22 protein-coding genes are annotated in these 25,684 nt (G+C 59.5%); 14 read left to right on the top strand and 8 right to left on the bottom strand.

The annotated features are described in order from the left end of the window. Nucleotide 1 precedes the first annotated feature (1 nt). The 3 genes from ACSQ8R_RS30540 (at nt 2) to ACSQ8R_RS30530 (ending at nt 3,273) form a co-directional block, all read left to right on the top strand. A complete protein-coding gene (locus tag ACSQ8R_RS30540; RefSeq protein ID WP_436257062.1) occupies nt 2–1,123 on the top strand; it encodes an RHE_PE00001 family protein in 1,122 nt (373 codons plus the stop codon). Nucleotides 1,124–1,613: 490 nt separating this feature from the next. Then, nucleotides 1,614–2,243, top strand: coding sequence for a DUF6088 family protein (locus tag ACSQ8R_RS30535; protein WP_436257061.1), 630 nt, complete (start codon nt 1,614–1,616; stop codon nt 2,241–2,243). Then, nucleotides 2,236–3,273, top strand: a complete 1,038-nt coding sequence (locus ACSQ8R_RS30530; protein ID WP_436257060.1) for a nucleotidyl transferase AbiEii/AbiGii toxin family protein — start codon at nt 2,236–2,238, stop codon at nt 3,271–3,273. Before ACSQ8R_RS30535 ends, ACSQ8R_RS30530 begins: the two co-directional genes overlap by 8 nt. A gap of 266 nt (nt 3,274–3,539) precedes the next feature. Here the strand turns inward: ACSQ8R_RS30530 and ACSQ8R_RS30525 are convergent, their stop codons facing one another. Then, nucleotides 3,540–4,223, bottom strand: a complete 684-nt coding sequence (locus ACSQ8R_RS30525) for a DJ-1/PfpI family protein (protein ID WP_436257059.1) — start codon at nt 4,221–4,223, stop codon at nt 3,540–3,542. A 53-nt stretch (nt 4,224–4,276) separates the two neighbouring features. On the opposite strand from ACSQ8R_RS30525, the gene ACSQ8R_RS30520 reads away from it, so the two are divergent. Both ACSQ8R_RS30520 and ACSQ8R_RS30515 read left to right on the top strand, forming a co-directional pair. Next, on the top strand, nt 4,277–5,278 hold the full coding sequence (locus ACSQ8R_RS30520; protein ID WP_436257058.1) for a GlxA family transcriptional regulator: 1,002 nt from the start codon (nt 4,277–4,279) through the stop codon (nt 5,276–5,278). Nucleotides 5,279–5,635: 357 nt separating this feature from the next. Next, on the top strand, nt 5,636–6,043 hold the full coding sequence (locus ACSQ8R_RS30515) for an OsmC family protein (RefSeq protein WP_436257057.1): 408 nt from the start codon (nt 5,636–5,638) through the stop codon (nt 6,041–6,043). 222 nt (nt 6,044–6,265) lie between these two features. On the opposite strand, the gene ACSQ8R_RS30510 is transcribed toward ACSQ8R_RS30515, so the two are convergent. Then, nucleotides 6,266–6,994 carry an SDR family NAD(P)-dependent oxidoreductase gene (locus tag ACSQ8R_RS30510; RefSeq protein ID WP_436257322.1) on the bottom strand — a complete coding sequence of 243 codons (729 nt, stop codon included), beginning with the start codon at nt 6,992–6,994 and terminating at the stop codon, nt 6,266–6,268. A gap of 95 nt (nt 6,995–7,089) precedes the next feature. Between ACSQ8R_RS30510 and ACSQ8R_RS30505 the strand changes: the two genes are divergently transcribed. Next, nucleotides 7,090–7,512 carry a winged helix-turn-helix transcriptional regulator gene (locus ACSQ8R_RS30505; RefSeq protein ID WP_436257056.1) on the top strand — a complete coding sequence of 141 codons (423 nt, stop codon included), beginning with the start codon at nt 7,090–7,092 and terminating at the stop codon, nt 7,510–7,512. A 22-nt stretch (nt 7,513–7,534) separates the two neighbouring features. On the opposite strand, the gene ACSQ8R_RS30500 is transcribed toward ACSQ8R_RS30505, so the two are convergent. Both ACSQ8R_RS30500 and ACSQ8R_RS30495 read right to left on the bottom strand, forming a co-directional pair. Then, nucleotides 7,535–8,563, bottom strand: a complete 1,029-nt coding sequence (locus ACSQ8R_RS30500) for an NADP-dependent oxidoreductase (RefSeq protein WP_436257055.1) — start codon at nt 8,561–8,563, stop codon at nt 7,535–7,537. Between the two features lie 71 nt (nt 8,564–8,634). After that, nucleotides 8,635–9,861: an alpha/beta hydrolase family protein gene (locus ACSQ8R_RS30495; RefSeq protein ID WP_436257054.1), complete on the bottom strand. Its 1,227-nt coding sequence runs from the start codon at nt 9,859–9,861 to the stop codon at nt 8,635–8,637. 529 nt (nt 9,862–10,390) lie between these two features. On the opposite strand from ACSQ8R_RS30495, the gene ACSQ8R_RS30490 reads away from it, so the two are divergent. After that, nucleotides 10,391–10,771, top strand: a complete 381-nt coding sequence (locus ACSQ8R_RS30490) for a response regulator (RefSeq protein ID WP_436257053.1) — start codon at nt 10,391–10,393, stop codon at nt 10,769–10,771. Between the two features lie 162 nt (nt 10,772–10,933). Here the strand turns inward: ACSQ8R_RS30490 and ACSQ8R_RS30485 are convergent, their stop codons facing one another. Then, on the bottom strand, nt 10,934–11,737 hold the full coding sequence (locus tag ACSQ8R_RS30485) for a helix-turn-helix transcriptional regulator (protein WP_436257052.1): 804 nt from the start codon (nt 11,735–11,737) through the stop codon (nt 10,934–10,936). A 94-nt stretch (nt 11,738–11,831) separates the two neighbouring features. Between ACSQ8R_RS30485 and ACSQ8R_RS30480 the strand changes: the two genes are divergently transcribed. Together ACSQ8R_RS30480 and ACSQ8R_RS30475 are read left to right on the top strand one after the other, a co-directional pair. After that, entirely contained in the window at nt 11,832–12,707 is an 876-nt protein-coding gene (locus ACSQ8R_RS30480) for an NAD(P)-dependent oxidoreductase (protein ID WP_436257051.1), read from the top strand. Between the two features lie 103 nt (nt 12,708–12,810). After that, nucleotides 12,811–13,461 (top strand): DUF2461 family protein, encoded by a 651-nt coding sequence (locus ACSQ8R_RS30475; RefSeq protein ID WP_436257050.1) that lies wholly within the window; start codon nt 12,811–12,813, stop codon nt 13,459–13,461. Nucleotides 13,462–13,536: 75 nt separating this feature from the next. Here the strand turns inward: ACSQ8R_RS30475 and ACSQ8R_RS30470 are convergent, their stop codons facing one another. The 3 genes from ACSQ8R_RS30470 to ACSQ8R_RS30460 form a co-directional block, all read right to left on the bottom strand. Continuing rightward, nucleotides 13,537–14,163, bottom strand: a complete 627-nt coding sequence (locus ACSQ8R_RS30470; RefSeq protein ID WP_436257321.1) for a hypothetical protein — start codon at nt 14,161–14,163, stop codon at nt 13,537–13,539. Nucleotides 14,164–14,408: 245 nt separating this feature from the next. Beyond that, nucleotides 14,409–14,879, bottom strand: coding sequence for an Hsp20 family protein (locus ACSQ8R_RS30465; protein WP_436257049.1), 471 nt, complete (start codon nt 14,877–14,879; stop codon nt 14,409–14,411). A gap of 242 nt (nt 14,880–15,121) precedes the next feature. Beyond that, nucleotides 15,122–18,142, bottom strand: a complete 3,021-nt coding sequence (locus ACSQ8R_RS30460; protein ID WP_436257048.1) for a GAF domain-containing protein — start codon at nt 18,140–18,142, stop codon at nt 15,122–15,124. 726 nt (nt 18,143–18,868) lie between these two features. On the opposite strand from ACSQ8R_RS30460, the gene ACSQ8R_RS30455 reads away from it, so the two are divergent. Genes ACSQ8R_RS30455 through ACSQ8R_RS30435 form a run of 5 tightly spaced genes read left to right on the top strand, consistent with a single transcriptional unit; the run spans nt 18,869 to nt 25,678 of the window. Next, nucleotides 18,869–19,627 carry an ImuA family protein gene (locus tag ACSQ8R_RS30455; protein WP_436257047.1) on the top strand — a complete coding sequence of 253 codons (759 nt, stop codon included), beginning with the start codon at nt 18,869–18,871 and terminating at the stop codon, nt 19,625–19,627. Continuing rightward, nucleotides 19,545–21,059, top strand: coding sequence for a DinB/UmuC family translesion DNA polymerase (locus ACSQ8R_RS30450; protein WP_436257046.1), 1,515 nt, complete (start codon nt 19,545–19,547; stop codon nt 21,057–21,059). The genes ACSQ8R_RS30455 and ACSQ8R_RS30450 overlap by 83 nt, the downstream gene beginning before the upstream one ends. Next, a complete protein-coding gene (locus tag ACSQ8R_RS30445) occupies nt 21,056–24,322 on the top strand; it encodes an error-prone DNA polymerase (RefSeq protein ID WP_436257045.1) in 3,267 nt (1,088 codons plus the stop codon). The genes ACSQ8R_RS30450 and ACSQ8R_RS30445 overlap by 4 nt, the downstream gene beginning before the upstream one ends. A gap of 10 nt (nt 24,323–24,332) precedes the next feature. Beyond that, nucleotides 24,333–24,998, top strand: coding sequence for an SOS response-associated peptidase family protein (locus ACSQ8R_RS30440; RefSeq protein WP_436257044.1), 666 nt, complete (start codon nt 24,333–24,335; stop codon nt 24,996–24,998). Nucleotides 24,999–25,033: 35 nt separating this feature from the next. Continuing rightward, nucleotides 25,034–25,678 (top strand): SOS response-associated peptidase, encoded by a 645-nt coding sequence (locus ACSQ8R_RS30435; protein ID WP_436257043.1) that lies wholly within the window; start codon nt 25,034–25,036, stop codon nt 25,676–25,678. Nucleotides 25,679–25,684: the final 6 nt, after the last annotated feature.

The following is a 25,684-nucleotide window of genomic DNA, read 5'->3' as shown; positions in this document are numbered from 1 at the left end:
CATGATTTCAATGGCTTACGATCTCGCGAAATTGCCCATCTCAAACTTGCTTCGGCCGGCTTTCGACGCCGGTCTCGCCCTGACGCGTCTGGATGAGCGGATTGCGCGCTCGCCGGTTGGCGTCGGCTTCCTTGAGCGGCAACATTTCGCCGATGCCTGCGCCTCGCTCTGGATCGACGGCGAGCTCGTGCATCTCGAAGATCTCGTCCTCCACGACGCAACCCGCGATATTCGCACACCCACCCACGAACTGACCATCGCCCGCGATGTTTTGAGGACCCGCCGGCGGATTGCCGGCCAGTCCGCTGAATGGGCTTTGTCGGCGGATGGTATCCGAACTTTGCGCCAGACATCGGACATCAACGCGGTCGGCCCCGAGGCGTCGACGGCAGGCGCCATCCGGCGCGCGGTCCCGGCAGATCCGGAAGGGCAGGGGGATCATGGCGACGCGGGAAATCTTCCCGGCGTCGACTATGCTGCCATCGATGCCGTGCTGGCCCGATCGGAGGCGGCGATCGCGAACGCAACTCGGCCCGGCCGCGCCGGCGCAGCGGAAAGAGATCCGCTGGTTTATGATCTCGACTGGGACGAGGATGCCCGGCTCGACGAATGGCGCAGAGTGGTGCGCCAGACCGAAAACCTGCCGGTGGTGCTGCAGGCGATCATCGCCTTCGATGCCTGGAACGAGCTCTCCGTCCTGCAGCATGCGCCCTGGCTCGGTCGTCTGTTTTGCGCCTCCATCCTGCGCCAGGCCGGCATTACCTCTGGAGCCCATCTGGCCGCGATCAATCTTGGCCTGAAAACCATTCCTGTCGATCGGCGCCGGCATCGCGACCGGGAGACGCGGCTGCTCGCCATCGCCCACGGGCTGTTGGCGGCCGCCGAGATCGGCATGAAGGAACATGACCGGCTGGCGCTCGCCCAAAAAATGTTCGAGCGAAAGCTAACCGGACGCCGGACATCCTCACGGTTCGCCCTCAATTCTGCGAAGTGTTTGTCTAGGCGCTCATTCCACCCTTCCGACAATAACTCTATCCCCCGATTTTTCGACATCCAGCGAAATCAAGATGAAGTGAAATGGTGCAGAACACTCGCTCCCCCAAGCGAATCAAAGATGACCTAGAGTTGATCCCGTAATTCTGCAGATTGCAACTGAGGGGCTCTTTTGCTGTGGAATTAATGAGAACGCCGTTGATGGGACTCGAGTCTTGAACGGAACAGGAAGCCTATTGGAGCAACTGATCATCGCCCAGCAAACCGTCCTGGATCATAATACGGATCAAGGTGTTTTGCTGAACTGGACCGCAGCCTTTAGAGCCTTTTCAGGAAACTGCGATGTGTTACCTACCAGCGCACGGATTTAGACGATCGTGCTTTGTTTCCGGAGAGGGTGCCGTGCCTGACTATTCATACCCTGTCGAGTGCGACTGATAGCCCTGAAGCTGTTTACGCACCGCTAGAACCGCATTTAGGCACGAGAAGCGAGGTCCGTCCATAGTACGCGAACCAGTCAGCGGCCCTTAAACGACTACGGATGACGAGAAGATACGAACAGCACCAGCGAGCCGACGCTCCCCTTGAATGTCAGAAAAAAATAGTCTATTTTCTGACACATGAAAACTATCGTTGCTTCTGTTCCCGATCGGATCATGAAGCGCGTGCGGGGAACCGGGCGCGGTAGCGTCTACACGCCCAGCGACTTTCTCGATGTTGCTACCCGCTCAGCGGTCGATCAGGCTCTCTCGCGGCTCGTGAAGATTGGTAAGTTGCGCCGCCTCGCTCGCGGTCTTTACGACTATCCTAAAATCCACCCCCAGTTCGGCCATTTGTCACCCGCACCGGACGATGTCGCTCACGCTCTCGCGCGTGAGACAGGGTCGCACGTGCAGATCGCAGGTGCCCGAGCCGCAAACGCTCTTGGTCTTACCACCCAGGTTCCGGCAAAGAGCACCTATCTGACCGATGGGCCATCTCGTCGGGTCGTACTAGGCAAACGCGTCGTTGACCTTCGGCATGCCTCGCCGAAACATCTCATTGCGCCAGGAAGTCCGGCTGGCACGGTGGTCCAAGCGCTGCGTCATGTCGGCCAGGTTCGCGCGGCCGACGTCGCTCAGGTGGCTGCTCACAGGTTGTCACCGAGTGACAAGCGGGCGCTCGCGACTTCCGCGTACCGGGCTCCTGCGTGGATGCGACCAACTCTCGTGTCGATCGCAAACGCGGGGGCGCCGGGCGTCGGTGGATAAAGTAGCGAAGCTTGATGCGAAGGATCGCGCCGCCCTCTTCGGCGAGACCGGAGCGATGCGCGGCGTCGCGGAAACAATCATCGAGAAGGACTTCTGGGTCTGCTGGACGTTGCGGCGCCTCTTCTCGTTGACCGGCAAAGACGCCGCCACTCTTGTCTTCAAAGGCGGAACGTCCCTCTCCAAGGCCTATGGCGCCATTCGCCGTTTTTCGGAGGACATTGATCTGTCCTTTGACCGTGCCGATCTCGGCTACACCGGGGATCGCGATCCGGAGAGCGAGGGCATCAGCAGAAAAAGGGCCCGACAACTGATCGAAGATCTCGTCGCCGATGTCGAGCGACACATCGCCGACAAGCTGCTGCCAGCGCTTCGAGGCGCCATCACCGACCAGCTTGGCGAGCCCGAGGCGGCCGGGTGGACCTTGGAGATCGATTCCAGCGACGCGCAGACGATCAATTTCCATTACCCGACCGTACTGCCATCGTCAGAATATGAAGGCATGGCTTACATCACGCCTCGCGTGAAGCTTGAGCTTGGCGCCCGTGGCGATCCCTGGCCAACGGAGAGGAAGACGATCCGGCCCTATGCTGCGGACGAATTTCCCAATTTCTTTGTCGAGCCCGACAGCGAGGTCACGGTTTTGTCCGCGCGCCGCACGTTCTGGGAAAAGGCGACCGCGCTTCACGCGGAAGCGCATCGGCCGGAAGAGTCTCCGACACCGCAATATTTTTCGCGTCACTATTACGACCTCGCCATGCTCATCGAGACCGCCGAATGTCAGGAGGCCGCGAGAGACTTTGGCCTCCTTGCGCAGGTCGCAAATCACAAGAACATATTTTTCCGCTCGGCTTGGGCGAACTACGACACCGCCAAGCCTGGAACACTGAGACTGATGCCGGACGAAGCACGTATCACAGACCTTCGGGCTGACTACAAAGCGATGGCGCCGATGATGTTTGATGAAACGCCCCCTGGTTTCGACGCCATCCTTGCGAAGATTGATGCTCTGCAGACGGCGATTAACAAGTAAAAATCGGTCCTGGACGGCGACCCTATATCAGCGTCCCTCTCAACTGAATTTCAGTGCGCGAAATCCGATGCTATGCGCGAGGGGGATCGCGTTGACGCGGATCTGGCAACTGTTGAGTTTGTAGCGAGGCACCGGGCAAGAACCTCACCGGGCACCTTCTTCGCCGCGCGTACCCCTAATCCCGGCGTCACCTCGCGGCTTCGCGGCCGGTTGAAGAAATTGACCGGATTGCCATCCGGGTCCAGACATGCCCTGTAGAGAGGCGGCTAAAGTGTGCGCTCGTTTCGGACTGGTGGAAGCAATGCCTCGCGTTCCTGCCGCGACCGTTCCATCCGACGGCGTGCTGCTGCCAGGATCTCAGGCCGGACACGTTCCGGCAGGCCTGCGTCGAAGGGCGGAGCAGGTGCATATTCTAACGAAAGCTGGATCGTTTCGGCTTCATCCTGTCCCATCAGTTCCGCGATGACCGAAAGGCCGAAGTCGATCCCCGACGTGACTCCGCCCGCGGTTATCAGGTTTCCGTCACGAACGACCCTCTCTGCGACCGGAATTGCTTCGAACCGCTCCAGCAGATCCATCGCATTCCAGTGCGTCGCGGCTCGTTTTCCGGTAAGTAGGCCTGCCTTTCCGAGAACAAGCGAACCGGTGCAGACCGAGGTGACGAAACGAGCCGTTTTTGCTTGAGCCCTGACGAAGTCGAGGGTCTCCTCGTCGGTCAGCAGAGGGTTAACCCCCCCGCCGCCCGGCACACATATCAGGTCGAAATTCGGTGCCTCGGCGAAAGCCACATCGGGGATCAGCCAAAGCCCCATCGAAGCGCGCACCGGATCGGTGGTCTTCCAGACAAGATTGACCTGTGCGTCTCGCGCTGAAGCAAAGACTTCATATGGGCCCGTGAGGTCGAACTGCTGGACGCCGGGAAAGCAAAGAATACCGAAGCGGAAGGACATTGTTCTTCTCCTGTCTTGACCAGGGGATCATGACAGGAAATGCTTTGGCGTGAATGCCAATCATCCCTCGTTTTATGCCAAAAGCCATGACGCGCCAGATCGAAATTCTCGTTTTTCCCGACGCACAGGTGCTTGATGCGACCGGGCCTGCACAGGTCTTCGCTTCGGCCAATGAGTTTTCGCGAGGATCTGCCAAAGAGCCGCTTTACGAAATATCGCTGGTGGCGGAAGAGGTGGAGGTGACCTCCAATTCAGGGATTACGCTGCGATGCCGGCGTTTGGCCGAAGGCGCCCAACCGTCATGTATCGTTCCGGACACGGCTATTGTCGCCGGCGGCCGCGGGGTGAATATCGCCTGTACCAGGCCTGCACTGATTGAATGGGTTCGCAATCGTGCGTCCCGGGTCCGGAGGATGGCATCGGTCTGTAGCGGCGCATTTCTGCTGGCCGAGGCCGGATTGCTGGATGGCCGCCGTGCTGTCACGCACTGGCACCGCTGCGATGAATTTTCCGGGCGATATCCGCAGGTCCGCCTCGAACGCGATCCAATCTTTCTGCGTGACGGACCGATATGGACTTCCGCAGGTGTTACGGCAGGCATCGATCTTGCCCTGGCGATGGTTGAGGAAGACCATGGCCGCGCGCTCGCTCTTGCTGTGGCACGGGAACTGGTCGTGTTTCTCAAGCGGCCGGGAGGTCAATCACAATACAGTGCCCCGCTCAAACTTCAGGCGGCAGATGACAGGTTCTCGGACCTTCACGCCTGGGTCTCTGCCAATCTGGCGGGTTCGCTGACGCTCGAAACATTAGCGGACAGGGCCAGAATGAGCCGGCGCTCTTTTGCTCGTCACTATCGGCAAAGGACAGGACGCACACCGGGCGAGGCAGTGGAGATCATTCGGCTCGAACGGGCTCAAGGCCTGCTTGAAACCGGGGCCTCCGTCGCTTCGACGGCTCGCAAATGTGGTTTCGGCTCACCCGAGACAATGCGGCGCGTGTTTCTGCGAAGATTGGGCATTGGGCCCAAGGACTGGCAAGAGCGCTTTCGCGGGTGACAAGCGATCTGGTGGCCGAGACCTTTGAACTTGTTGTCCTATTCCCTAGAATGAAGTTTGGCGCAGACTTTGTTTGGCTGGGGGAAGTGTCGCTCGGTCAGTGACGCGTTGCTGATCCTCATCATGGCGATGACGACACGGCAATCCTGATCCGGGCAGCGGTTAGGGCGAATTTTGGCTCGCCATTGCTTCCGACTTGATGCTCTGGACTGAACCGGCAGCGGAAGACGTTGTGCGCGCGCTTCATTTACAAACCAGGCAGTGGCTCAACACATCCACCCAACATCTGCATTTGCCGTTGACTCGCGGTGCATATGGCAGAAGCTGACGACCTACCTCATATGGACGGAGATGGAGATGGTCCAGTCGATCGTGGAATTGCGAAACGTTCCGGGTACTGAAGCTGCGCTCGGTTGGGCCGGTGGTCACTCTGTTGTGGTGGACAGGCCGGACGGCAAGGCCGGTGGCATGGGTCTCGGCTTCAATGGCGGTCAGTTGCTGGCCTTGGCCATCGGCGGTTGCTACTGCAATGATCTCCGCTATGTCGCGCACGATCTCGGGGTGGAGATCGGAGAGATCGAGGTGACGGTGAAGCTGGAGTTGGACGGTGCACCATTGGTCGCCACCAACGCGGTCCTGTCAGTGAGATGCACGACATTGGACGGATCCGACGCCCAGAAACTGATCGAGCGCGCCTGGGCGGTCTGCACCGTCGCAAATTCTCTGAGACAAGGCGTGCCAACAACAGTAGAGATGGTTGGCTAGAGACATCTCCGCCACTCTATTGTTCCGGCGGCGCCCGCTCAGGGGAAAGCTGGGAAGAGTTCTGACTAGTAACCGGGGATCTTCGAAGGGCTCCTTTCCATCTGATGAGTGTTTGCAGGGGTCGAGCTGCCACGCCGACCCCTGATTCCATTAGGAGACCAGGTATCCCGCGATTAACTCGTTTGGGATCGGTGTCTTATCGTCTACCCTCGACGGTGGGTGTCAGACCTGGGCCATGCCGCCATCGACGGCCAGTTCGGCCCCTGTCGTAAAGCTGCTTTCCTCGCTGGCAAGGAAGAGGGCTGCTGCCGCCACCTCTTCAGGCCGACCCATGCGTCCAAGAGGGATCATGCTGGACAATGCATCTCGAACCTCCTGCGAGGCGCTTGCCATCATCGCCGTATCGGTTGGTCCGGGGCTGACAACGTTGACGCGAATGCCTTTGGGAGCCAGTTCGTTGGCCCATGTGCGGGTAAATGAACGGACGGCCGCCTTCGTCGCACCATAGACGCCGTATCCCTTCGTGCCGATGTCGCCGGCGATGGAGCCAATCAGCACGATCGTACTGCCGGATTGCATGAGGTCGATTGCGCCCTGTGCTGCGAAGACGAGGGACCGGACGTTCAAGCCAAATGTTCGATCGAAATGATCCTCGGAAATGTCTTGGAGGGGTGAATATTCTGAAATGCCTGCGTTGATGACGAGGACATCAATCCGCCCCTGTTCTGACCTGATCTGGTCGAGGACACGCTGAAGATCGGCCTTTTCGCTGGCGTTCGCTTGAATGACCCGGACGCTGCCCGAGCCTCCTGTTTCAAATGAGCTCTCTCCGCCCTTACGGCTGGTTGCATAGACCTGCGCGCCTTCGCCGGCGAATCTTTGAGAAATCGCTCCGCCGATGCCACCGACACCGCCGATCACGAGGGCGACCTTGTTTTCCAACCTGCTCATGTTCACTCCATCAAAGCTGATGGACATGTGATATACGCTCTATACCTACGGTCAATTACGCACTATAGGTAAAGCAGATATCGAGGAGTATACCCATGTCATTAGCTGACGACGGCCTGCCGATGAATGCCAGCATGTCTCGCCGGCCCAAGGCCGTCTCGACCGAGGCATTGCTGGACGTCGAGAAGGCGCGGCCGGTGCTGGAGCAGATTGCCAACAAGTGGTCGGTACTGATCCTGACGGTCCTGTGCTCCAGGCCATCCAGGTTCAACGAGATCATGCGGCGCCTTGACGGGATCACGCACAAGGCCCTTTCCGAAGCCTTGAAGCGGCTGGAGCGCAATGGCCTCATTCACCGCGAAGTGCTGACGACAACGACACCGGTCGGCGTCGAGTATACCATCACCGCGCTCGGCCGCTCCCTTCAGCAACCGTTCGAGGCGCTTTATGCGTGGTCGATGACCTACGGTCCCGAGCTTGAGGCCGCGCAACAGGAATATGATCGCGTGCGCGACTAACCCGCTGGCAACGGGCCGTCTTCTACCGTTCGCCCGACACCCTGACGATCAGCTTGCCAAAATTCCTGCCTTCCAGAAGGCCGATGAACGCGGCAGGAGCATTCTCAAGACCGTCAACGATGTCTTCTCGGTACTTCAACCTGCCATCGGCGATCCAAGCTGTGGCTTCCTTTAGGAATGTCGGTTGCTGATCAATGAACTCGACATTCATGAAGCCGCGGACGGTGATACTCTTCTGCTGGATAACCTTCATGGAAGCCGGAAGGCGATCGGTGGAGGACTTGGCAGTCGCGCCGTCGTTGTAGTGCGAGATCATCCCGCAGAGGGGTACGCGCGCGAAATCATTGAGGAGCGGCAGGACCGCGTCCCACACGGCGCCGCCGACGTTTTCGAAATACACATCGATCCCGTCAGGGCAGGCTTCCGCAAGTTGGCGGGCAAAGTCCGGATCGCGATGATCGATCGCGGCGTCAAACCCCAACTCGTTCTTCACGAATGAGCACTTGTCGGCACCACCGGCAATTCCCACGGCGCGCGCGCCTCGGATCCTGGCGATCTGGCCAACGACCGAGCCGACCGCCCCGCTGGCCGCGGCGACGACCACAGTCTCTCCAGGTTTCGGGCGACCGATGTTGCGCAAGCCGGCATAGGCCGTGAAGCCCGTCATGCCCAGCACTCCCAGGCCGGTCGAGATCGGAGCCACAGCCGGATCGATGCGCCGCAAATCGCTTCCATCGGAGATGGCATGGGTCTGCCAACTCGAATAGGCGACAACGATATCGCCTTGCCTCCAATCCCGGTGGCGGGACTGCTTGATCCGGGAGACGGTCGCGCCAACCATCACATCGCCGATTGTGATCGGATCGGCATAGGACTTTGTGTCGCTCATGCGCCCTCGCATATAAGGGTCGAGCGAGAGATAGATGGATTCGAGCAAAACCTGACCGTCGGGCAAGTCCGGCATGGCTTCCTCTTCGAGGCGAAAATTACTCGGCGTCGGAGATCCGGCTGGCCTGGATGCCAGCACGATCCGTTTGATGGTTTCTGTCATGGATAGAGTCCTCATGATTTTCCCGGCGACCGCCGCGCGCTTCTTTGCGTCGCGGCGGTCGCGGTTGCTCTTCAGTCCGCGAAAAGCTCTTTCAGGAAGCTCATAGTGTCAGGCTGCGCTGCACGGATAACAGTGAAGTGGTCGGTGCCCGGGTACTCGTTGTACTTCACAGGTGTTCCGTCCGCTTTCAATCGAGCTACCAGTGCGGCTGTTGTATTTTGGAAGACGAAAGCATCGTCAGTGCCGAGCGAGATGAAGGTTGGCTTCTTGAGGCGGAAGTTCGGGTTGGCCGCCGGATCATTTTTAGCGAGAAACGCAGCCATCTTCGGTTCGCTGGCCCAGTTTTCCTTGAAGCCATCGAATGCCGCGCCTTTTGCGGCAATCGCCTTGGACAGGCCGCCAATGGCAGGGACCGAGCAACGTGTCACAAACTCCTTCAGCTGCGCTTCAAGATCAGGGCCCATCACGGATGAAGGCTTGAACGAAGGATCGATCACCTTCAGCCCGGTCGTCATGAGTGCGACATTAAAATTCTGCAGGAGGCGGAAGTCGCCCGCTTTTTCCGGCTTTGCCGCGGCTCTCTGGCCAAGCTCTTTGACAAAAGCTTCGATCGAGGTGTAGGGCGCAATCGCCACGGTGCCCTTGAATTCGAACTGCGGGGCTTCCCCGGCAAAGGCTTCGACGCCGAGTACCGCGTGACCGCCATCGGAATGTCCGACCGCCACATATTCGTTCGAGAGGTTGGCGTTCACCTTGTGAGCGGCAACAACGCCGCTGACCAGTGAGCGCGCCAAACTGCTGGCATTGAAATAGGGGTAGGGGACTTCCGCCACTTCGCCCAGGCCTTCCAGGTCAGGAGCAACGACCGCATAGCCCGCATTCACAAGGGTCGAGATTTCGAACAGGTAGTCGCTGTTGAAGCCATCCTTTGTCAGGCCGCCATCGAGGTCATCAGTCAGGCTGGGTGCGCAGAGCTTGTTGCCAGGCGTTGTCGTCCCGTGTGCCCAGGCAATCACCGGCCATCCATCCTGCGGCGCTGGTCCCTCCGGGACAAAGAGGAGGGTCGAGGCCTTCGTCTGCCCCCCGGACACCGACTGCATGGTGTGGACGATGAGCTCCGCGCGTCCCTTTATCTGCGAGGAAATCCTGTGCGGTGCATGGGAAATCACCGTTCCGGACGTTGCCGCCTCTTCCACGGCCAGGGCCGGAGCGATGGAACCCACGGCCAACGCCGCAGTGCCGAGGATGGTTATGACGAGCGCGCGCGTAGCCGCCCGTCTCAATGTTGAGGGATGCATTAGACACTCCAGTTTGTTCAGTTCACAAGGCACCCGCGCACCAATGCTGCGCACAGCCGATGCTCACGGGGCGGTTGGGAGATGCGACTGGCTGTATCGACAGACACAAGCGCCAACGCTCGCTTAAGATATACGGATGATATCTACGGTCAATTACGCACTTGTGATAAAGCAGGTATCGGCGCGTATATCGCTCCGCTAAGGATCAGAAGCCAACACGCTGTCGTCGACGAAAGCCGACGGAATGACCAACTTTGCAGAGTGAGCGTTTCTGGATTGCCGCCGCAAAGAAGGACGAATGGGACCTGCTGGACCGTGAAGCTTCACCATGGCGCTGCCAGAAGATGTTCCCGGTTGCTTTGCTGCGTTCATCCAAGTTGCCCGCGAGTTCGCCAACGGATGACGGGGAGACCGAGGGCGCGCCGCAAAGTTCGCATTTTATTAAATATGTTGGCGAATACTCTGCAGTGAGGGGCGATCTAAATCTGGACAAGCGAGTTCATCTCGTAACCACGAAGCGGAGACTGCCATGTATCAGCGTACGGTTCTCATCGTCGAAGACGAACCCCTCATCAGGATGGTGCTTGCCGACACGCTTTCCGGCGAGGGCTACGAGGTTGTCGAGGCTTGCAACGTTCTCGAAGCCGTCGCGATCCTCGGCCAGCGGAAGGTCGACGCCGTGGTCACCGATGTCGACATGCCTGGCGGCTTGAGCGGGCTCGATCTTGCGACGATGATCTCCAGCACGCACCGAAATGTGCCGGTCATCATCGCCTCGGGCCGACATCGTCTGACAGCTGAAGAGATCCCTGGGGACGCTACGTTTGTCTCGAAGCCATACCGAATGGGTACCATTACTGCGCTGGTTGGCGAGATGACCGCCGACGTCGAACTTCGTCTCACACCGTAGGAGCGGAATTGAAGTATGCGAGCCCGTCTGGGCATAGGGATCGCAGGTCCAAGAGAAGGAAGATCTTTCTCGCTCACCGGCTTCAAGCTCGTCGCGGCTCAGCCTTCGGCATCAAGTCTCTAAAACATATCCATATGCGGATCGGCATGATTGCATGACAGCTTATTGCCGGTCACCAGTGCAAAGTTTCCCATAGACGACGACCCGGATTTCGGGCCGTTCCTCGTAGGCCAGAACACTGAGCTGGAAGGTCTGCCAACCCTTTTTCTGGGAATACAGTTCCTTGCGGCTGTCGCCAATCCGCACCGCTTCCGGATCGGTCCACCACGCTTCCGCATGTGGGAACCTACTGACGATCTCATCCAGATGACGGCGCAGTATGGGATCGGCGCCGCCCGTGAGGTAGTCGTGGCGGGCCTTCAGAAACATGATCCGAGCCGCCGTCTCCCAGTCGCGAACGCTCTTGCGATAACTGTCCGAGAAAAAGACGATACGAAGAAGGTTTGGATCCTGCTCGCCGAACATCGGGAGCAGCTCGAGGGCTGCCCTGTTGAACGCCAGGACATCCCATCGTTTGTTGAGGATGTAGGCAGGGTCTGGCAAGGCATTGATCATGGTCAAGAGACCGGTAGGTAAAGCGGCGGCCTGAGTTTCTGCCCGGAAGGGCGCCCGGCCAGCCAGGGCATGAAGATGTTCCTGCTCAGCCCGGTCAAGCCGAAGGCCGCGGCCAAGCCGATTGAGGAAATCATCCGAAACCTGGATATCTCGTCCCTGCTCGAACCATGTGTACCAGGTGAGACCGACGCCAGCGAGCGTCGCAACCTCTTCGCGGCGCAGACCTTTTGTCCGCCTGCGAGATCCCACGGCCAGACCCAGATCTTGAGGGGATGCGTGCTCGCGACAATGCCGGACAAATTCCGAAAGCTCCCTTCGGGCCTCTGGTCGTGCCAATCGCGCTGCCGTCATGAACACTCCATGGGTGTTGCTATAGTAACAGGATAAAAGTCATATGGTAACAGCTTAAATCTCCCGCTACTGCTTTGGCAACAGGGAGAATTTCATGTCGATTTCCGTTATCGGTCTCGGGCAGATTGGATCCGCCATCGTACCGCACCTTTTGGCACTTGGACGAGAGGTGCGGGTATGGAATCGTTCAACGGCCGCCGTCGAGGCAATGGTTGCGTTGGGCGCGGAGCCGCTCAACGACGTCCGAGACGCTTTTGCCTCCGACATCGTTCTCTCGGTCCTGTTTGACGATGCGGCCGTGCGGGAGGTTTTCACGCAAGAGGTCCTTTCGTCGGCCAGCGGACATGCCGTGCATGCCTGCATGTCGACAGTCAGCCCGGATCTTGCCGACCAGCTTCATCAGGCTCATCAGGCAGCAGGCATCGGCTATCTGTCTGCGCCGCTGTTCGGGCGGCCGGAGGCCGTCAGGCAAAAAGCCGCCAACATATGCGTCGCGGGCGATGCATCCCTCGTTGAAATTGTGCGCCCGTGTCTCGAAAGCTTCGCGCGCGTGTGGGTGATCGGCAACGACCCTCGACAGGCGAACGTAGCCAAGCTTTGCGGCAACTTCCTCATCGGCGCCGCCGTTGGTGCCATGGCGGAAGTTTCAGGCATTCTGAATGCAGAGAAAGCAGATGCCGATGCGTTCATGATCCTGATGACGGAGACCCTGTTCTCATCGCCAATTTACAAAAACTACGCGCCATCGGTGACCGGTACAAGGCCGCTTCCCGCAACCGGCCTCGCGCTGCCAATGAAGGATATGGACTTGCTCGCGGCGGTCTCTGCCGATAACGGGCTCAACAGCCGACTTCTTGCTGCCTTGCGCGAAAGCCTGTCCCTGGCGAAGGAAACGGGCTTCGGAGCGTACGACTGGTCCATGGCATTGGGACGCGCAGCGCGTGGGCATATTGTCGGTTCACAACAATAGACCGCGGAATTTCTCCCGGCCAAACTCGACATATTTTTGTTCCTTTTATGTTCCATTGCTCCTTTTGTGGACTCCGCAAGCCATTATGCGTGTGGAACGAGGGATGATCGACCAGTCGACTTTGAAATTTCTGTCCGAAGCATCCTGTCATCATGGTGATGAGTGGCTGAGCGACAACAAAGCTGAGAGCGATTGGGCTCGGCGCAATTTGATGGAATTCACATTGCAGCTGATAGGAAGCGCCGGATTGGTGGACCCCCGTATCTCGAACGCAAACATCGATCCGCGAAAATGTCTCGCCAGAGCGCCAATCTCAAAGGGGGTAGGGTCGATCTCTGTGCGCGTTTCCCTATCAAAGAACGCTGCAGCAACCTATTTCATGCGAATTTCATCCGGCTCTTCTTACAGTGGGGGCGGCGCACTGTTGCCGCCTCCGCGCCTCGCTCGCATCCTGAGGCAAACGATCGCAAGCCATACCGGCAACTGGAGAGGGATCGTCGAAGGTCCGCTCTTCCAGAGATATTTTCCGAACGGTTTGACCGGGGGACATGATATCAGCGCCAGAGGATATGTTAAAAACCATGATGCGCTCGATTTCTTCAATCTCAAGAACTTTGGCGCATGTCGAGGCGTCCCAGACGAGATGTTGATCTCCAACAGTCTGGTAGAGGATACCGTGAAATCATTCGCGGCCGCTCGTGCCTTGGTCGATTACATCAATCGCGCCACGACGCGGCTTCCTGAGGCTGGATAACATCTGGCTGTTCGTGCACGCAGGCCTGGCACGGAGACCTTCTCGTTATTTCCTAGCGTTATTGCACCCTTTAGATCATCGCAGCAGTCCGTCGAGATCGAAATCGTCCCAGCCCTGCAGGCTCGATGCGGGATCTACGGTTGCCTTGTCGGCCTTTTTCGTCTGCTTCTTCTTTTTCGCCAGCCGCGTCACCTTCCTTTGATATGCGGCCTTCGCTCTCTTCTCCGCCTTCGCCTCGGCATCCTCAACTCGCCACTCGTCGATGACGCCACGATCAAGAAGATCCTCGACAACCTTCGGATCAAAGACGTGGAAGGTGATCTGGCGGGCGCGTCCTGCCAATCTTACGGTCCTAGTGCCGGCACTGAGAAGACGACCGTCAGCGAGCCAGCGATGGCGCTCGCTCGTCTTCATTCCAAGGATGTCCTGGATCTCGCGCGGGATGACGGGAAGGGACGGTGCTTCTTCCACTGTTTTGGAGGCGACCGATACCGCGGCATTGAAGGCGGGTTCTTCATCAGCAGGCATTGCCAGGACCAGATCGACACCTTCCAGCGAGATCGCTTTTTTGGAAGTTGCCGGAAGGCGCGCCTGGATCTCCTGAAGAAGACCTTTTGCCCGCACGGATGACCCCATGGTGATCGCCGCTGACAAGGTCCATGTCTTGATCAGTTCGATGTCGCTCTTCTCGTGTTTCGCCATCGCGCCTAGATGGTGCGATCGATAACGACGTTCAATGCACCCGATCGCGCGAGCGAAAAGATACAGGGAGCGCCGCAGCGCTCCCTGCTGCATTTATCTGGAAGGGTGAAGGAGTGCTTGAGCCTTCATTTTCTCGAGCGCGCGAGCGACAGGATTTCCGTCGCCGACCCTGAGCTTGCGTCCACGGCGTTTGCGAACTTCTACCACGAAGTTATTGACAAGACGCTTCTTCATGGCGAGGCCCCTCAAGCCACCTGGCGTTCCGCTTCAATTTGCAGCGGCGCCGTCTGTCCGGCCGACGTGCCGATCGGGATCTTGCGGGGCTTCATGGCTTCAGGGATCTTACGCTTGAGCAGAATTCGTAGAAGGCCGTTCACCAGCGAAGCATCTTCCACTTTCACATGATCCGCCAGTTCAAAGCGACGCTCGAAGGAGCGGCCGGCAATCCCGCGATGCAGGTATTCGCCATCCTTGGCTTCGGCCTTCTGGCCTTTCACGACAAGGACGTTGCGTTCCTGCGTGATGTCGAGATCGGAATCGCCAAACCCTGCGACCGCCATTTCGATCCGGTACTCGTCGTCGCTTGTCTTGACGATATCATAGGGCGGCCACGTGTCGATCGCCTGCAGGCGCTGCGCGTTGTTCAAAAGATTGAACACGCGGTCGAAACCGACGCTGGAGCGATAGAGCGGTGCAAAATCAAGATCGTTTCTCATAACCAAATCCTCCGTAAAGCGAGATGGAATGGAGACGCGGAAACCTGCGTCTCCGGTTGTGCCTGCCCCTGTCGGCGGCTGGCGAAACTGATCTGGTTTTGAGAAAAAACGGATTCAAGAGAGCGGTCGAAAAAATTCTGTCATTTCATTTTGCCACGCCAAAGTCAGGCCGATTGCATTGCTGCAGGCCGTTAGCGGCTCTTGGGGTGAAGCTGCGGGGCCCCGATCAAGCAGGCTAATGGCTACGACGGCCTGCTTAGCATGTTCGCCAGATCCTCCCGTCTGAAGGGCTTCGTAAGCCGCGGCAGATCCGGTGCCACGTCTTCGACCTCCGAGTAACCTGAGACGATAAGAACCTGGACATCAGAAATCTTCGCATTGACCGATCGCGCGAGTTCCGTCCCGCTCATGCCAGGCATCAGGTGGTCGGTAATAAGGATGCTCGGCTTCAATCCCCGATCGAGTAGTTTTAGAGCGTCCTCCGCAGATGCCGCCTCGATCACGTCGTAACCGAGCTCGCGCAGCATCTCCGCCGTGCTGAGCCGGACCAGCTCCTCATCATCGACAAGCAGGGCAACACCTGAAAGAGCAACTGTCGAAACGGTCGACGGACGCTCCTCATCTTGAACGCTTCCCGTGCTAACAGGCAGCCAGATCTCAACGTTCGTACCGACTCCAGGTCGGCTCCTGATCGTGAGCGTGCCCCCCAACTGGAGCGCGAGGCCGTGTACCATAGAAAGGCCGAGGCCGGTTCCCTTGCCAAGACCCTTGGTCGAAAAGAAGGGCTCTGTTGCGCGCTTCAACGTCTTCTCGTCCATACCAGAGCCGGTATCGGAAACCGAGAGGCAGATATAGTCCGCGTCTGCGAGTTCAGAGGGCCTTGTTGCTCTTCCCGTAGACGTTCCAGCGGTAATCCGGAGCGTTCCTCCATCTGGCATCGCATCGCGTGCGTTGACCGCGAGGTTCAAGAGCGCCATCTCCAACTGGTTGCGATCCGCCAAAGCCGGTGGAAGCGCTGCCGAGACCTCCACTGCAATATGGATCTGAGGTCCGGTGGTGCTTGATATGAGCTCAGCCATGCCCTGAACCAACTCGCCGACATCGACGGCTGCAGTCTGCAGGGGTTGCCTGCGCGCGAAGGCCAGTAACCGCTGAACAAGCACACGGGCTCGCTCCGCTGCCTGGGCGGCGCCCGCGACCATGCGCTGCTCGCGTTCGCCGCCGAGTTGTTTGCGCTGGAGGATATCAAGGCTCCCGATGATCGGCGTCAAAAGGTTGTTGAAGTCGTGTGCGACCCCGCCGGTCAGTTGCCCGATCGCCTCCAGTTTCTGAGCTTGTCGGAGCTGTTCTTCGGCCAGCGACAGACGTTCCTGCTCTCTCAAGAGTTCTGTTATATCACGGCCGATCAGGTATGCCGCACTGACCTTCCCATCGTCGCCAATAACCGGACGGAAACGCATCTCGTAGGCGCGTCGCTCGATGTCGCCCTCACCCCACCAACCGGTCTGATCGAAGGACTCTCCGGCGAGAGCGCGACCCCATACCGCCTTCGCTCCATCTCTTTGCGCAGGAATACGGTCCAGGAGTTCAAGCAGGCTCTGTCCCGTCTGGGGCCGAACACCGAAGACCCGCTCATAATCCGCCTGAGCCGCAGGATTGATGCCCAGGAACGTGTAGTCGCGGTCGATCATCTGGATTGGAGAATCGGTATCCTCGACGATGCTGGCATAAATACGCCGTTCCGCCAGGCTCTTGTTCACGCGCTCCTCGAGCGTCGCGTTCACAGCGCGCAGAGCGCTTTCTGCGCGCGCGCGTTCAACCGAGGCCCACGTGCGTTCCGCGACCTCGGATGCGATGGCCGCCTCTTCATCCGTCCAGTGCCGTGGTTTACTTTCATGAACGTACAAGATGGCCACCAGCCGGCCTTCCTTCAGCAGAGGAACGACCAGCAATGATCTGGTCCCGATACTCGCATATCCTTCTGCGTAAGGTGCGGAAACCGGGTTGTCGGAAACGGAGTCCAGACGCAGCGTTCGTCCCGCTTTTAGCTCGGCGATGATCGCGGGGCCAAATATCTCCAGCCGCCGCGTCTCGCCGCCAAGCGACGACATCTCGCCGTTGCTCCAGTCGCGTTCGACAGTAACATATTCCTGGCCCGCATCGATCTCGCCGTATCCGGCCCTTCCTACAGCCAGATATTCTCCAAGGAGCCGCGCCGCGACCTGCTTGATCTCCTCTGCGCTCGCTAGCGGACGAAGCTGGTCAGATAAGGCCAGCAAAAAGGATTGACGCTCGGCGAGTGCACGCAGGTTGGCTTGAGCGTAGGCACGTTCGACGGCTGACCACGTCCGCTCGGCAACCTCTCGTATCAGCGCAAGTTCCTGCTCTGTCCAATCCCGGGGTTCCTTGTCATGGACGTAGAGCGCAGCGACGAAGCGACCGCTACGGATCAGAGACATCGTTACCACACTTCGGATTTGAAGCGCCTGAAAGGCTGATGCGCTTTGGGGATCGGAAACCCTTGCGTCGGAAAAGGAATCGGAGATCACCAGCGAAACGCCACCCCGCAGAGCAGCCAGTACATCTGGTCCGAAAGCAGCGAGATCATGCGTTCCGCTGTGGCTTTCTACCGTACCGTCGGTACAGTTGCTTGGGGTCGTGAAGTAGCGCTCGCTGTCATCGACTGATCCATATCCAACGCGGCTGACGCCCAGATGCGACCCAAGGGCATGCTGGGCGATTTCGATAATACCTGATGCATCGTCGGTACTGTGAAACGCTGTTTCCAGGTCAATCAGAAAAGCCTGACGAAGCCTCGCCGTTACCGCCTCAGTCGTTTCGCTGCAGATGCATAAAGCAGCGGCGACTCGGCCATCTTCATCGCTAATTGGGCTATAGGAAAACGTGAACCACGCCGGCTGCAGTGCCGGCCGGCTGAGCATCACCTTCATATCCTGGAACAGGGTCGAGTTTCCTGCAAAGGCCTCGTCGATGACAGGCGCCACCTGCTCGCTGACTTCCGGCCAAACCTCGAAGAACGGCCTCCCAAGCGCGGATGGATGGCGAGAGCCCAGGATCGGTATGTAGGCCTCGTTGTAGATCAGGCGGCGGTCGGCCCCGATGACGATGAACATGGGGAAGGGTGCGTTGGCTACGGCATCAATGACCCCTTTGAGGTAGGTCTCCTGTCGCTCGATAAATAGCTCCAGGTCGGGATCGAGTTCACCTCGTCCGCCGGACAGGCGCTGTAAGTATTCAAGCACTCATCGGTCTCCACGCCGCCAACAGTCTTGGCCTTGATCACCACACATAACGCTCTTCATCGATCAGCAAAGGAGGCAGCTGGAAATTCGGGTCCGGGACATAATGCGTGAGAAGCTAAAGATATACGTCTAGACCCGTCGGCAGAACCAGCAAGCGCGTGTTCGGTACGGTATCGGACGCAGCACGCATTTGTTTGATCCTCGCAAAGCAAACGATCGAGTCAACAAACGTACCACAGTGAACAAAACTGACAGACAGAGCTAGGCGAATGCGAATATCCTTGAGTTACCTTGAGCTCACAGGGACAGTTTTAAACGGCCACGCGCGCCGGGGGCTGTCGGTCCCGGTTTCCGGCTGACGCCGGCGCTACGCTAAACCTCCTGCGGCAACCCTCTTAACCGGTCTTGCGAGAGGCGAACTGCCTCCGCGGTTCCCGCTCCGGCTGGTATGCCCTTCTGTCTGGCTGGTTGGACTGGCATCCGCAGCGACTGAAATGTCCCGACATCCTGCGATATCGAAAAAAAGTGATTCGCCTCAAACGTTTACCGCGATGCGCTACGGCTATGATTCCAAAACGATTCTCGTCACGTTAGACTTTTAAGCGCCCCATGCAGGTTTCTTGAGCCCGCTTGACTCTTTTAGGTCCTCGGAACAAAAGAAGAACATTAGCAATTCTGCGGGACATGAAGTCCTGATCAACGCGAGCCGAGGGAGGTCCGTGAACGATGTCGCGCGCCCATAATCCTCGGGTCATCGAGGAACTGAGAGACCGCATCGCCCACCTGGAGGGCAGTGCGGCAAAGAAAGCCGTCGTCTTGCCTTTCGGCGTTCGCGAGATGGACGAGCATCTACCGGGAGGCGGGCTATCATACGGCGCTCTTCACGAGATTGCAGGCGGGGGGGCCGGCACGGTGGACGGAGCGGCAGCGGCACTGTTTGCCGCAGGCATTGCCGCGCGCTCGAAGGGCAAGGTGCTCTGGTGCCTGACGAGACCTGACCTGTTTTTTCCCGCCATCGCCCAGGCCGGCTTGCATCCGGACCGCGTGGTCTTCTGCGAAGGCGACAAGGAGGAGGATGTCCTTGCGTCCATGGAGGAAGGGCTCTCGTTCGGTGGCTTGGCAGCCGTGGTCGGGGAGCTGGTGCGATTGCCGATGGTGGCATCCCGGCGGCTGCAGCTGGCTGCCGAAAAGACAGGAACCATGGGGCTCGTTGTCCGCAGATGGCGGCGGCAGACGGAAGCGTCGGACTTCGGCAATCCAACGGCCTCGACGACACGGTGGAGGGTGAGCGTGCTGCCGTCGGAGGAACTGCCAGTGGCAGGAGTCGGCCGGGCCCGATGGCTGTTGGAATTGATGCGCGTGAAAGCAGGCGAGTGTGCCGAGTTCGAATTAGGAGCCTGTGATGCCAAGGGTCGTTTGTATCTACTTCCCCACTCTGCCAACAGACCGGATACGACGGCATGGAGAGGGTACCGTGCCAGCTGAACAGCCTCTCGTCGTCATCTCCAAATCGGGCTCCAAACGCTGGGTCTCGGCTGCCGATACCGCCGCGCGCAAACTCGGCCTCAAACTCGGCATGCCGGCGAGCAAAGCCCAGGCGATCGTTGCCAATCTGACGATGATCGATGCCGATCCGGCCGCCGACGCTGCTGCGCTCGAACGCCTCGCGCTCTGGGCGCTGCGGCAATACAGCCCTGTCGTCGCCGTCGACGGGGTGGACGGCATCGTCATGGATACCGAAGGCGCCGATCACCTGCAGGGTGGCGAGGACCTTTTAATCTCCGGCTTGGTCAACGGGTTGAGAGCACGCGGACTGACGGCACGCGCTGCGGTCGCCGATACGTGGGGAGCGGCGCATGCGATCACCCGCCTGACGTCAGCGGAAACGACCGTCGTTCCGGTGGGCGGTGTGGCGAGAGCGGTGACTGGACTGCCGATCCACTGTCTGCGTCTCCCACCAGACACAATCCATGGGCTGCGGGTGATGGGCGTCGAGACGGTCGGTGAACTCTCCGCCATGCCGCGCGCACCGTTGACGCTGAGATACGGGCCGGAGGTCGGGCGGCGGCTGGACCAACTGTTCGGGCGAATGGCTGAACCCATCGAACCCTTGCGCACTCCGGAGCTTGTCGAGGCTGCGAAGAACTTTCAGGAGCCGATCGGCACGGCGAAGACGATCGCCAAATATGTGCGCCGGCTGGTCGGGGAACTCACCGCCAAGCTGGAGGAGCGCGGCCTTGGCGTCAGGCGTTCCGATCTTGTCATCCACCGTGTCGACAACACCCGCCAGTGCATTCGAGCCGGCTTGGCAAAACCGGTGCGGGACCCCGCCCGGCTGTCAAAGCTGTTGTGCGATCGTATCGAGAAGATCGACCCGGGCTTCGGGATCGAACGGCTCGTGCTTGTCGCCATCATGGCCGAGCCACTGGAGGAGCGACAGGTCGCGTCGTCACTCATTGAAGAGCAGGTGGTCGACGTGACGCCGCTCGTGGACATTCTCGGTAACCGTGGCCAGCGGCTCTACCGTGTCACGCCCGTCGCCTCCGATGTTCCCGAGCGGTCGGTGAAGCGGATTGGGCCGACGGCCGACGAGACCGGCGCGACATGGGCCGCCAAATGGCCGAGGCCGTCGCGGCTACTGGCGAACCCGGAACGGATCGACGTCACCGCTCTGCTCCCCGACCAGCCGCCTGCTGTCTTTACCTGGCGGGGCAAACGTCGCCGCGTGAAACGGGCAGACGGACCTGAGCGGATATTCGGCGAGTGGTGGATCCGGCCAAGAGAACATGCCGCCGTTCGCGACTATTTTGTTGTCGAGGACGAGGCCGGCGAACGCTACTGGGTCTATCGCGCCGGCGACGGAGTGGACGCCGAGACTGGCTCCCATCTCTGGTTTCTGCATGGGGTGTTCGGATGAGATATGCCGAGCTTCAGGTGACTACACATTTCTCGTTCCTGCGCGGCGCCAGTTCCGCCGAGGAACTGTTTGCCACCGCGGCAGCGCTCGGCATCGATGCGTTGGGCGTGGTCGATCGCAACTCGCTTGCCGGGATCGTGCGGGCATGGGAGGCAGCAAAGACCACCGGCATCCGACTGGTTGTCGGCTGCCGGCTCGATCTTTCCGACGGCTTGTCGATCCTGGCCTATCCAACCGACAGGCCTGCCTATTCGAGACTGACCCGCCTGCTTTCGCTCGGCAAGAGCCGGGGCGGCAAGGGCAAGTGCATTCTCGATCTGTCGGACGTGGAGGCCTATAGCGCTGGCCTTATTGCGGTTCTTGTCCCGGATGAGGCCGACGAGACGACTGCAGGCCAGCTCAGGAAGATCGCCGCGATCTTCGGGGACAGGGCATATGTCTCACTGTGCCTGCGCCGTCGTCCGAACGATCGCCTGCGGCTTCACAATCTTTCCAACATGGCGGTGAGATACAAGGTCAAAACGGTCGTCACCAATGACGTGTTGTTTCACGATCCCAGTCGCCGGCAGCTGCAGGACATCGTCACTTGCATCCGCAACCGCACCACCATCGACAGCGTCGGCTTCGATCGCGAGCGGCATGCCGATCGCTTCGTGAAGGCGCCGGACGAAATGCACCGGCTGTTCTCGGAGTATCCGGAAGCGCTGGCACGAACGCGCGAGATCGTCGACCGCTGTCTTTTCGACATGAGCGAGCTTCAATATCAGTACCCGGAAGAGGCCCTTGTGCCGGGCCTTGATGCGCAGCAGTCACTGACGAAATTCGCCTGGGAGGGCGCAGCAAGCCGATACCCGGAGGGGATACCCGGCAAGGTCCGCAAGGCGATCCTGCACGAACTCGAACTCATCCGGGTGATGAAATACGCTCCATACTTCCTCACCGTTTATAGCATCGTTCGGTTTGCCCGGTCGCAAGGCATTCTCTGCCAGGGAAGGGGATCGGCGGCGAACTCGGCTGTCTGCTACTGCCTTGGTATCACCAGCATCAATCCGGAGACAGGCGATCTGTTGTTCGAGAGGTTCGTCTCGATGGAACGCGACGAACCTCCGGATATCGACGTCGATTTCGAACACGCCCGCCGCGAAGAAGTTATTCAATGGATCTACGAGACCTATGGCCGCTCCCGCTCCGCCCTCTGTTCCACCGTCACCCGCTACCGGGCCAAAGGCGCGCTGCGTGATGTCGGTAAAGCCTTAGGACTGCCGGAAGACCTGATCACACAGCTTTCGTCAGGCGTCTGGGGCTGGTCGGAAGGGGTCGGCGAGAAGCAGCTCAAGGACAACAACATGAACACTGCCGACTACCGCCTGAAGCTGGCGCTCGACCTGTCGGCCCAGCTGATGGGTGCGCCTCGCCATCTTGGCCAGCACCCAGGCGGCTTCGTCCTGACGCAGGATAGGTTGGACGATCTGGTGCCGATCGAACCGGCGACCATGAAAGACCGCCAGGTGGTGGAATGGGACAAGGACGATATCGAGGCGCTGAAATTCATGAAGGTCGACGTGCTCGCACTCGGCATGCTGACCTGCATGGCGAAGTCGTTCGAGCTGCTGCGCGAACACAAGAATATCCCGATGGGTCTGTCCGATGTCGAGCAGGAGGACCCGGCCACCTACGCGATGATCCGCAAGGCCGACACGCTCGGCACGTTCCAAATCGAAAGCCGCGCCCAGATGGCGATGCTGCCGCGACTCAAACCCCGGACGTTTTATGACCTTGTCGTCCAGGTGGCGATCGTTCGGCCCGGGCCGATACAGGGCGACATGGTGCATCCCTATCTGAGGAGACGGGAGGGCAAGGAAAAGGTTGAATACCCGACTCCTGAACTAGAAGCTGTGCTTGGCAAGACGCTCGGCGTTCCGTTGTTTCAGGAGAGCGCGATGAAGGTGGCGATGACCTGCGCGGGATTTACGGCCGGCGAGGCGGACCAGCTCAGGCGTGCCATGGCCACCTTCAAGTTCACGGGCGGGGTCTCCAAGTTCAAGGACAAGCTCGTCGAGGGCATGGTCAAGAACAACTACACAAGAGAATTTGCTGAGAAGACTTTCACGCAGCTCGAAGGCTTTGGAAGCTACGGTTTCCCCGAAAGCCACGCCGCAAGCTTCGCGCTGATTGCCTATGCGAGCTCATGGGTGAAGTGTCACCACCCCGATGTGTTTTGTGCGGCCTTGCTCAATAGCCAGCCGATGGGCTTCTACAGCGTTGCCCAGATCGTCCAGGATGCTAGAAACCATGGTGTCGAAGTTCGCCCCGTCTGTGTAAACCGCTCCCGCTGGGACTGCACCATGGAGCGGATCGGCAATTCCGACCGCTTCGCTGTTCGTCTCGGCATGCGTGTCGTTAGGGGTCTGTCGACCAATGATGCCGCCCGTATCGTCCTGGCGCGTGCCGAGCATCCATTTGTCTCGGCCGACGACATGTGGCGACGCTCCGGCGTGTCACCGCCCTCGCTGGTCAAGCTCGCCGAGGCAGACGCTTTCCTGCCGTCACTGCAACTGGAACGGCGACAGGCGCTGTGGGACATCAAGGCGCTCCGCGACGAACCCCTGGAACTCTGGGCGGCCGCCGCTGAGCGCGAGGCCCGGGTTATTGCCGAGATGCAGGAACCCGAGGTGGCGCTGAAGTCGATGACCGAGGGCAGGGAAGTGGTCGAGGACTATTCGCATACCGGCCTGACCCTCAGGGCGCATCCGGTCTCTTTCCTCCGCCGCGATCTTGAGCGAAAGGGTATCGTGCCCTGTGCCGAAGCCATGGGCCAGCGCGACGGAAGGTGGCTCTGGACGGCCGGCCTTGTCCTCGTGCGACAGCGGCCGGGATCGGCGAAGGGCGTGATGTTTCTCACGCTGGAAGACGAAACTGGTATCGTCAACGCTGTCGTCTGGCCGTCTCTGTTCGAGCGCCAGCGGCGCGTCCTGATGACCGCAAGCATGATGGCGATCAACGGACGCATCCAGCGGGAAGGTGAGGTGGTTCATCTGGTTGCCCAGCGCCTGTTCGACTTTTCCACCGATCTGGCGAGCCTCGGGGAGAGGGACGGACGATCGGGTGACTTCCCGCTTCCGCATGGCCGCGGCGACCAGGTCAAGCATGGAGGAGGGCCGGATCCACGGGATAATCCGAAGCCCGCTGTTCAAGCCCGTGACATCTATATCCCTGACCTCCATATCGATAATTTGAAGATAAAATCCAGAAACTTCCACTGAGGAGACCCGTGTGTCGCGCCTGTTTGCAGTCACCAAAAGCCTGGACGAGGTTGTCGCGCATTTCGCGGTCGACATGGCGCCAGCCCTTGAGGTGCCGCGCGAAACCGTCGAAGGCACTCCCGGATTGATCGTCCTCGAGAAAGAAGGGTTGAGGCTGTTGAAGTCGATCCCTTGGGGCTTTCCACGCCAGACACGCGACATGCGACGTGAGGGCGAGCCCCCGAGCCGCATCGGCCTTGTTGCCGACCTGACCAATCCGCTCTGGGACCGCATCGTCGTGGATCCCAGGTATCGTTGCCTCATCCCGCTCACGCATTTTGCAAACCCCGACGGCGTCAAAGGCGAAAAGACGCGCTCCTGGTTTTCGCTGAACCGCCAGCCGCTGACCGCTTGGGCTGGCTTCTGCAGGAATACGCCAGAGTTCGGACCCGTATTCGCCGGCATGACCATGACCGCCAACGAGAAGATCAGGCCGTTCAACGACCGCATGCCAGTCCTGCTTGCGCCAGACGAATACGATCGCTGGCTTCATGGTTCAATCGAAGACGTTATCGCTTTCCAGTTCCGCGAGCCGCCGCCATCCGATGACTTCGAAATCCTTCATAGCCTCGACCGCTGGCAAAGTGGGGTGTCCCCTGCCAAGGCTTCACCCCGTCGGGACAACATGCTTATGTAGTCGAGGTTTGCGGCTCCAATCGAAAGGTTTGCAGAATGTGCAATTTGTACACCGTCCGTCTGTCCGCCGCGGAAGTGGCCGCACACTTCCGTGTTCCGAACCCGATGCAGTCGAACGCACCGGAGGAAGTCTATCCGGGCACGCCCGGCATGGTGGTGACGGAGAATGAAGGTGTGCGCGAGCTTCGCTCGATGGTGTGGGGCTTTCCGCTTCGCCTGAAAGGAATGAAGCCGGAGGCCAAACCAAAGCCTGTCAACAACATCGCGGATCTCGCGAAAGGCATGTGGATCGGTCTTGCCCGTAAGCCGCAATGGCCGTGCCTGATCCCCGTCACGGGTTTTGCCGAAGCCGAGGGCGAGAAGGGCAGGATGACCCGCACCTGGTTTTCCTTGAAAGACCAGCCGGTCTTTGCCTGGGCAGGCCTGTGGCGGATCAGCGATGAATGGGGTCCAGTCTATTCCGGTGTCATGACGGATGCGAACGAAGCGATCCAGCCGGTGCACGATCGCATGCCGGTTCTTCTGCATGCCGACGAGCACGAGCAATGGCTTCATGGCAGTTTCGAGGATGCGCTTGCGTTTCAGAAGCGGACGTTTCCGCCCGAGTTGGTGACGATGGAGCGGACGAACGAGCTGTGGGCACGGAAGAAGGCAGCTCCGGAGGCGCCTTTGCTCCTTTGACGACAA

Source organism: Neorhizobium sp. LjRoot104, from assembly GCF_964253725.1.
Lineage (GTDB): Bacteria > Pseudomonadota > Alphaproteobacteria > Rhizobiales > Rhizobiaceae > Neorhizobium.
Note: the sequence above shows the minus strand (reverse complement) of the source record. Positions and strands in the feature narration are given on the sequence as shown.

Bases quoted from the DNA above. Each gene is read 5' to 3' on its own strand.
- ACSQ8R_RS30520 (WP_436257058.1), top strand. From the start codon at position 4,277: ATGCCAATCATCCCTCGTTTTATGCCAAAAGCCATGACGCGCCAGATC.
- ACSQ8R_RS30510 (WP_436257322.1), bottom strand. From the start codon at position 6,994: ATGAGCAGGTTGGAAAACAAGGTCGCCCTCGTGATCGGCGGTGTCGGT.
- ACSQ8R_RS30500 (WP_436257055.1), bottom strand. From the start codon at position 8,563: ATGACAGAAACCATCAAACGGATCGTGCTGGCATCCAGGCCAGCCGGA.
- ACSQ8R_RS30490 (WP_436257053.1), top strand. From the start codon at position 10,391: ATGTATCAGCGTACGGTTCTCATCGTCGAAGACGAACCCCTCATCAGG.
- ACSQ8R_RS30525 (WP_436257059.1), bottom strand. From the start codon at position 4,223: ATGTCCTTCCGCTTCGGTATTCTTTGCTTTCCCGGCGTCCAGCAGTTC.
- ACSQ8R_RS30485 (WP_436257052.1), bottom strand. From the start codon at position 11,737: ATGACGGCAGCGCGATTGGCACGACCAGAGGCCCGAAGGGAGCTTTCG.
- ACSQ8R_RS30445 (WP_436257045.1), top strand. From the start codon at position 21,056: ATGAGATATGCCGAGCTTCAGGTGACTACACATTTCTCGTTCCTGCGC.
- ACSQ8R_RS30515 (WP_436257057.1), top strand. From the start codon at position 5,636: ATGGTCCAGTCGATCGTGGAATTGCGAAACGTTCCGGGTACTGAAGCT.
- ACSQ8R_RS30495 (WP_436257054.1), bottom strand. From the start codon at position 9,861: ATGCATCCCTCAACATTGAGACGGGCGGCTACGCGCGCGCTCGTCATA.
- ACSQ8R_RS30480 (WP_436257051.1), top strand. From the start codon at position 11,832: ATGTCGATTTCCGTTATCGGTCTCGGGCAGATTGGATCCGCCATCGTA.
- ACSQ8R_RS30475 (WP_436257050.1), top strand. From the start codon at position 12,811: ATGATCGACCAGTCGACTTTGAAATTTCTGTCCGAAGCATCCTGTCAT.
- ACSQ8R_RS30505 (WP_436257056.1), top strand. From the start codon at position 7,090: ATGTCATTAGCTGACGACGGCCTGCCGATGAATGCCAGCATGTCTCGC.
- ACSQ8R_RS30535 (WP_436257061.1), top strand. From the start codon at position 1,614: ATGAAAACTATCGTTGCTTCTGTTCCCGATCGGATCATGAAGCGCGTG.
- ACSQ8R_RS30455 (WP_436257047.1), top strand. From the start codon at position 18,869: ATGTCGCGCGCCCATAATCCTCGGGTCATCGAGGAACTGAGAGACCGC.
- ACSQ8R_RS30465 (WP_436257049.1), bottom strand. From the start codon at position 14,879: ATGAGAAACGATCTTGATTTTGCACCGCTCTATCGCTCCAGCGTCGGT.
- ACSQ8R_RS30470 (WP_436257321.1), bottom strand. From the start codon at position 14,163: ATGGCGAAACACGAGAAGAGCGACATCGAACTGATCAAGACATGGACC.
- ACSQ8R_RS30540 (WP_436257062.1), top strand. From the start codon at position 2: ATGATTTCAATGGCTTACGATCTCGCGAAATTGCCCATCTCAAACTTG.
- ACSQ8R_RS30435 (WP_436257043.1), top strand. From the start codon at position 25,034: ATGTGCAATTTGTACACCGTCCGTCTGTCCGCCGCGGAAGTGGCCGCA.
- ACSQ8R_RS30450 (WP_436257046.1), top strand. From the start codon at position 19,545: ATGCCAAGGGTCGTTTGTATCTACTTCCCCACTCTGCCAACAGACCGG.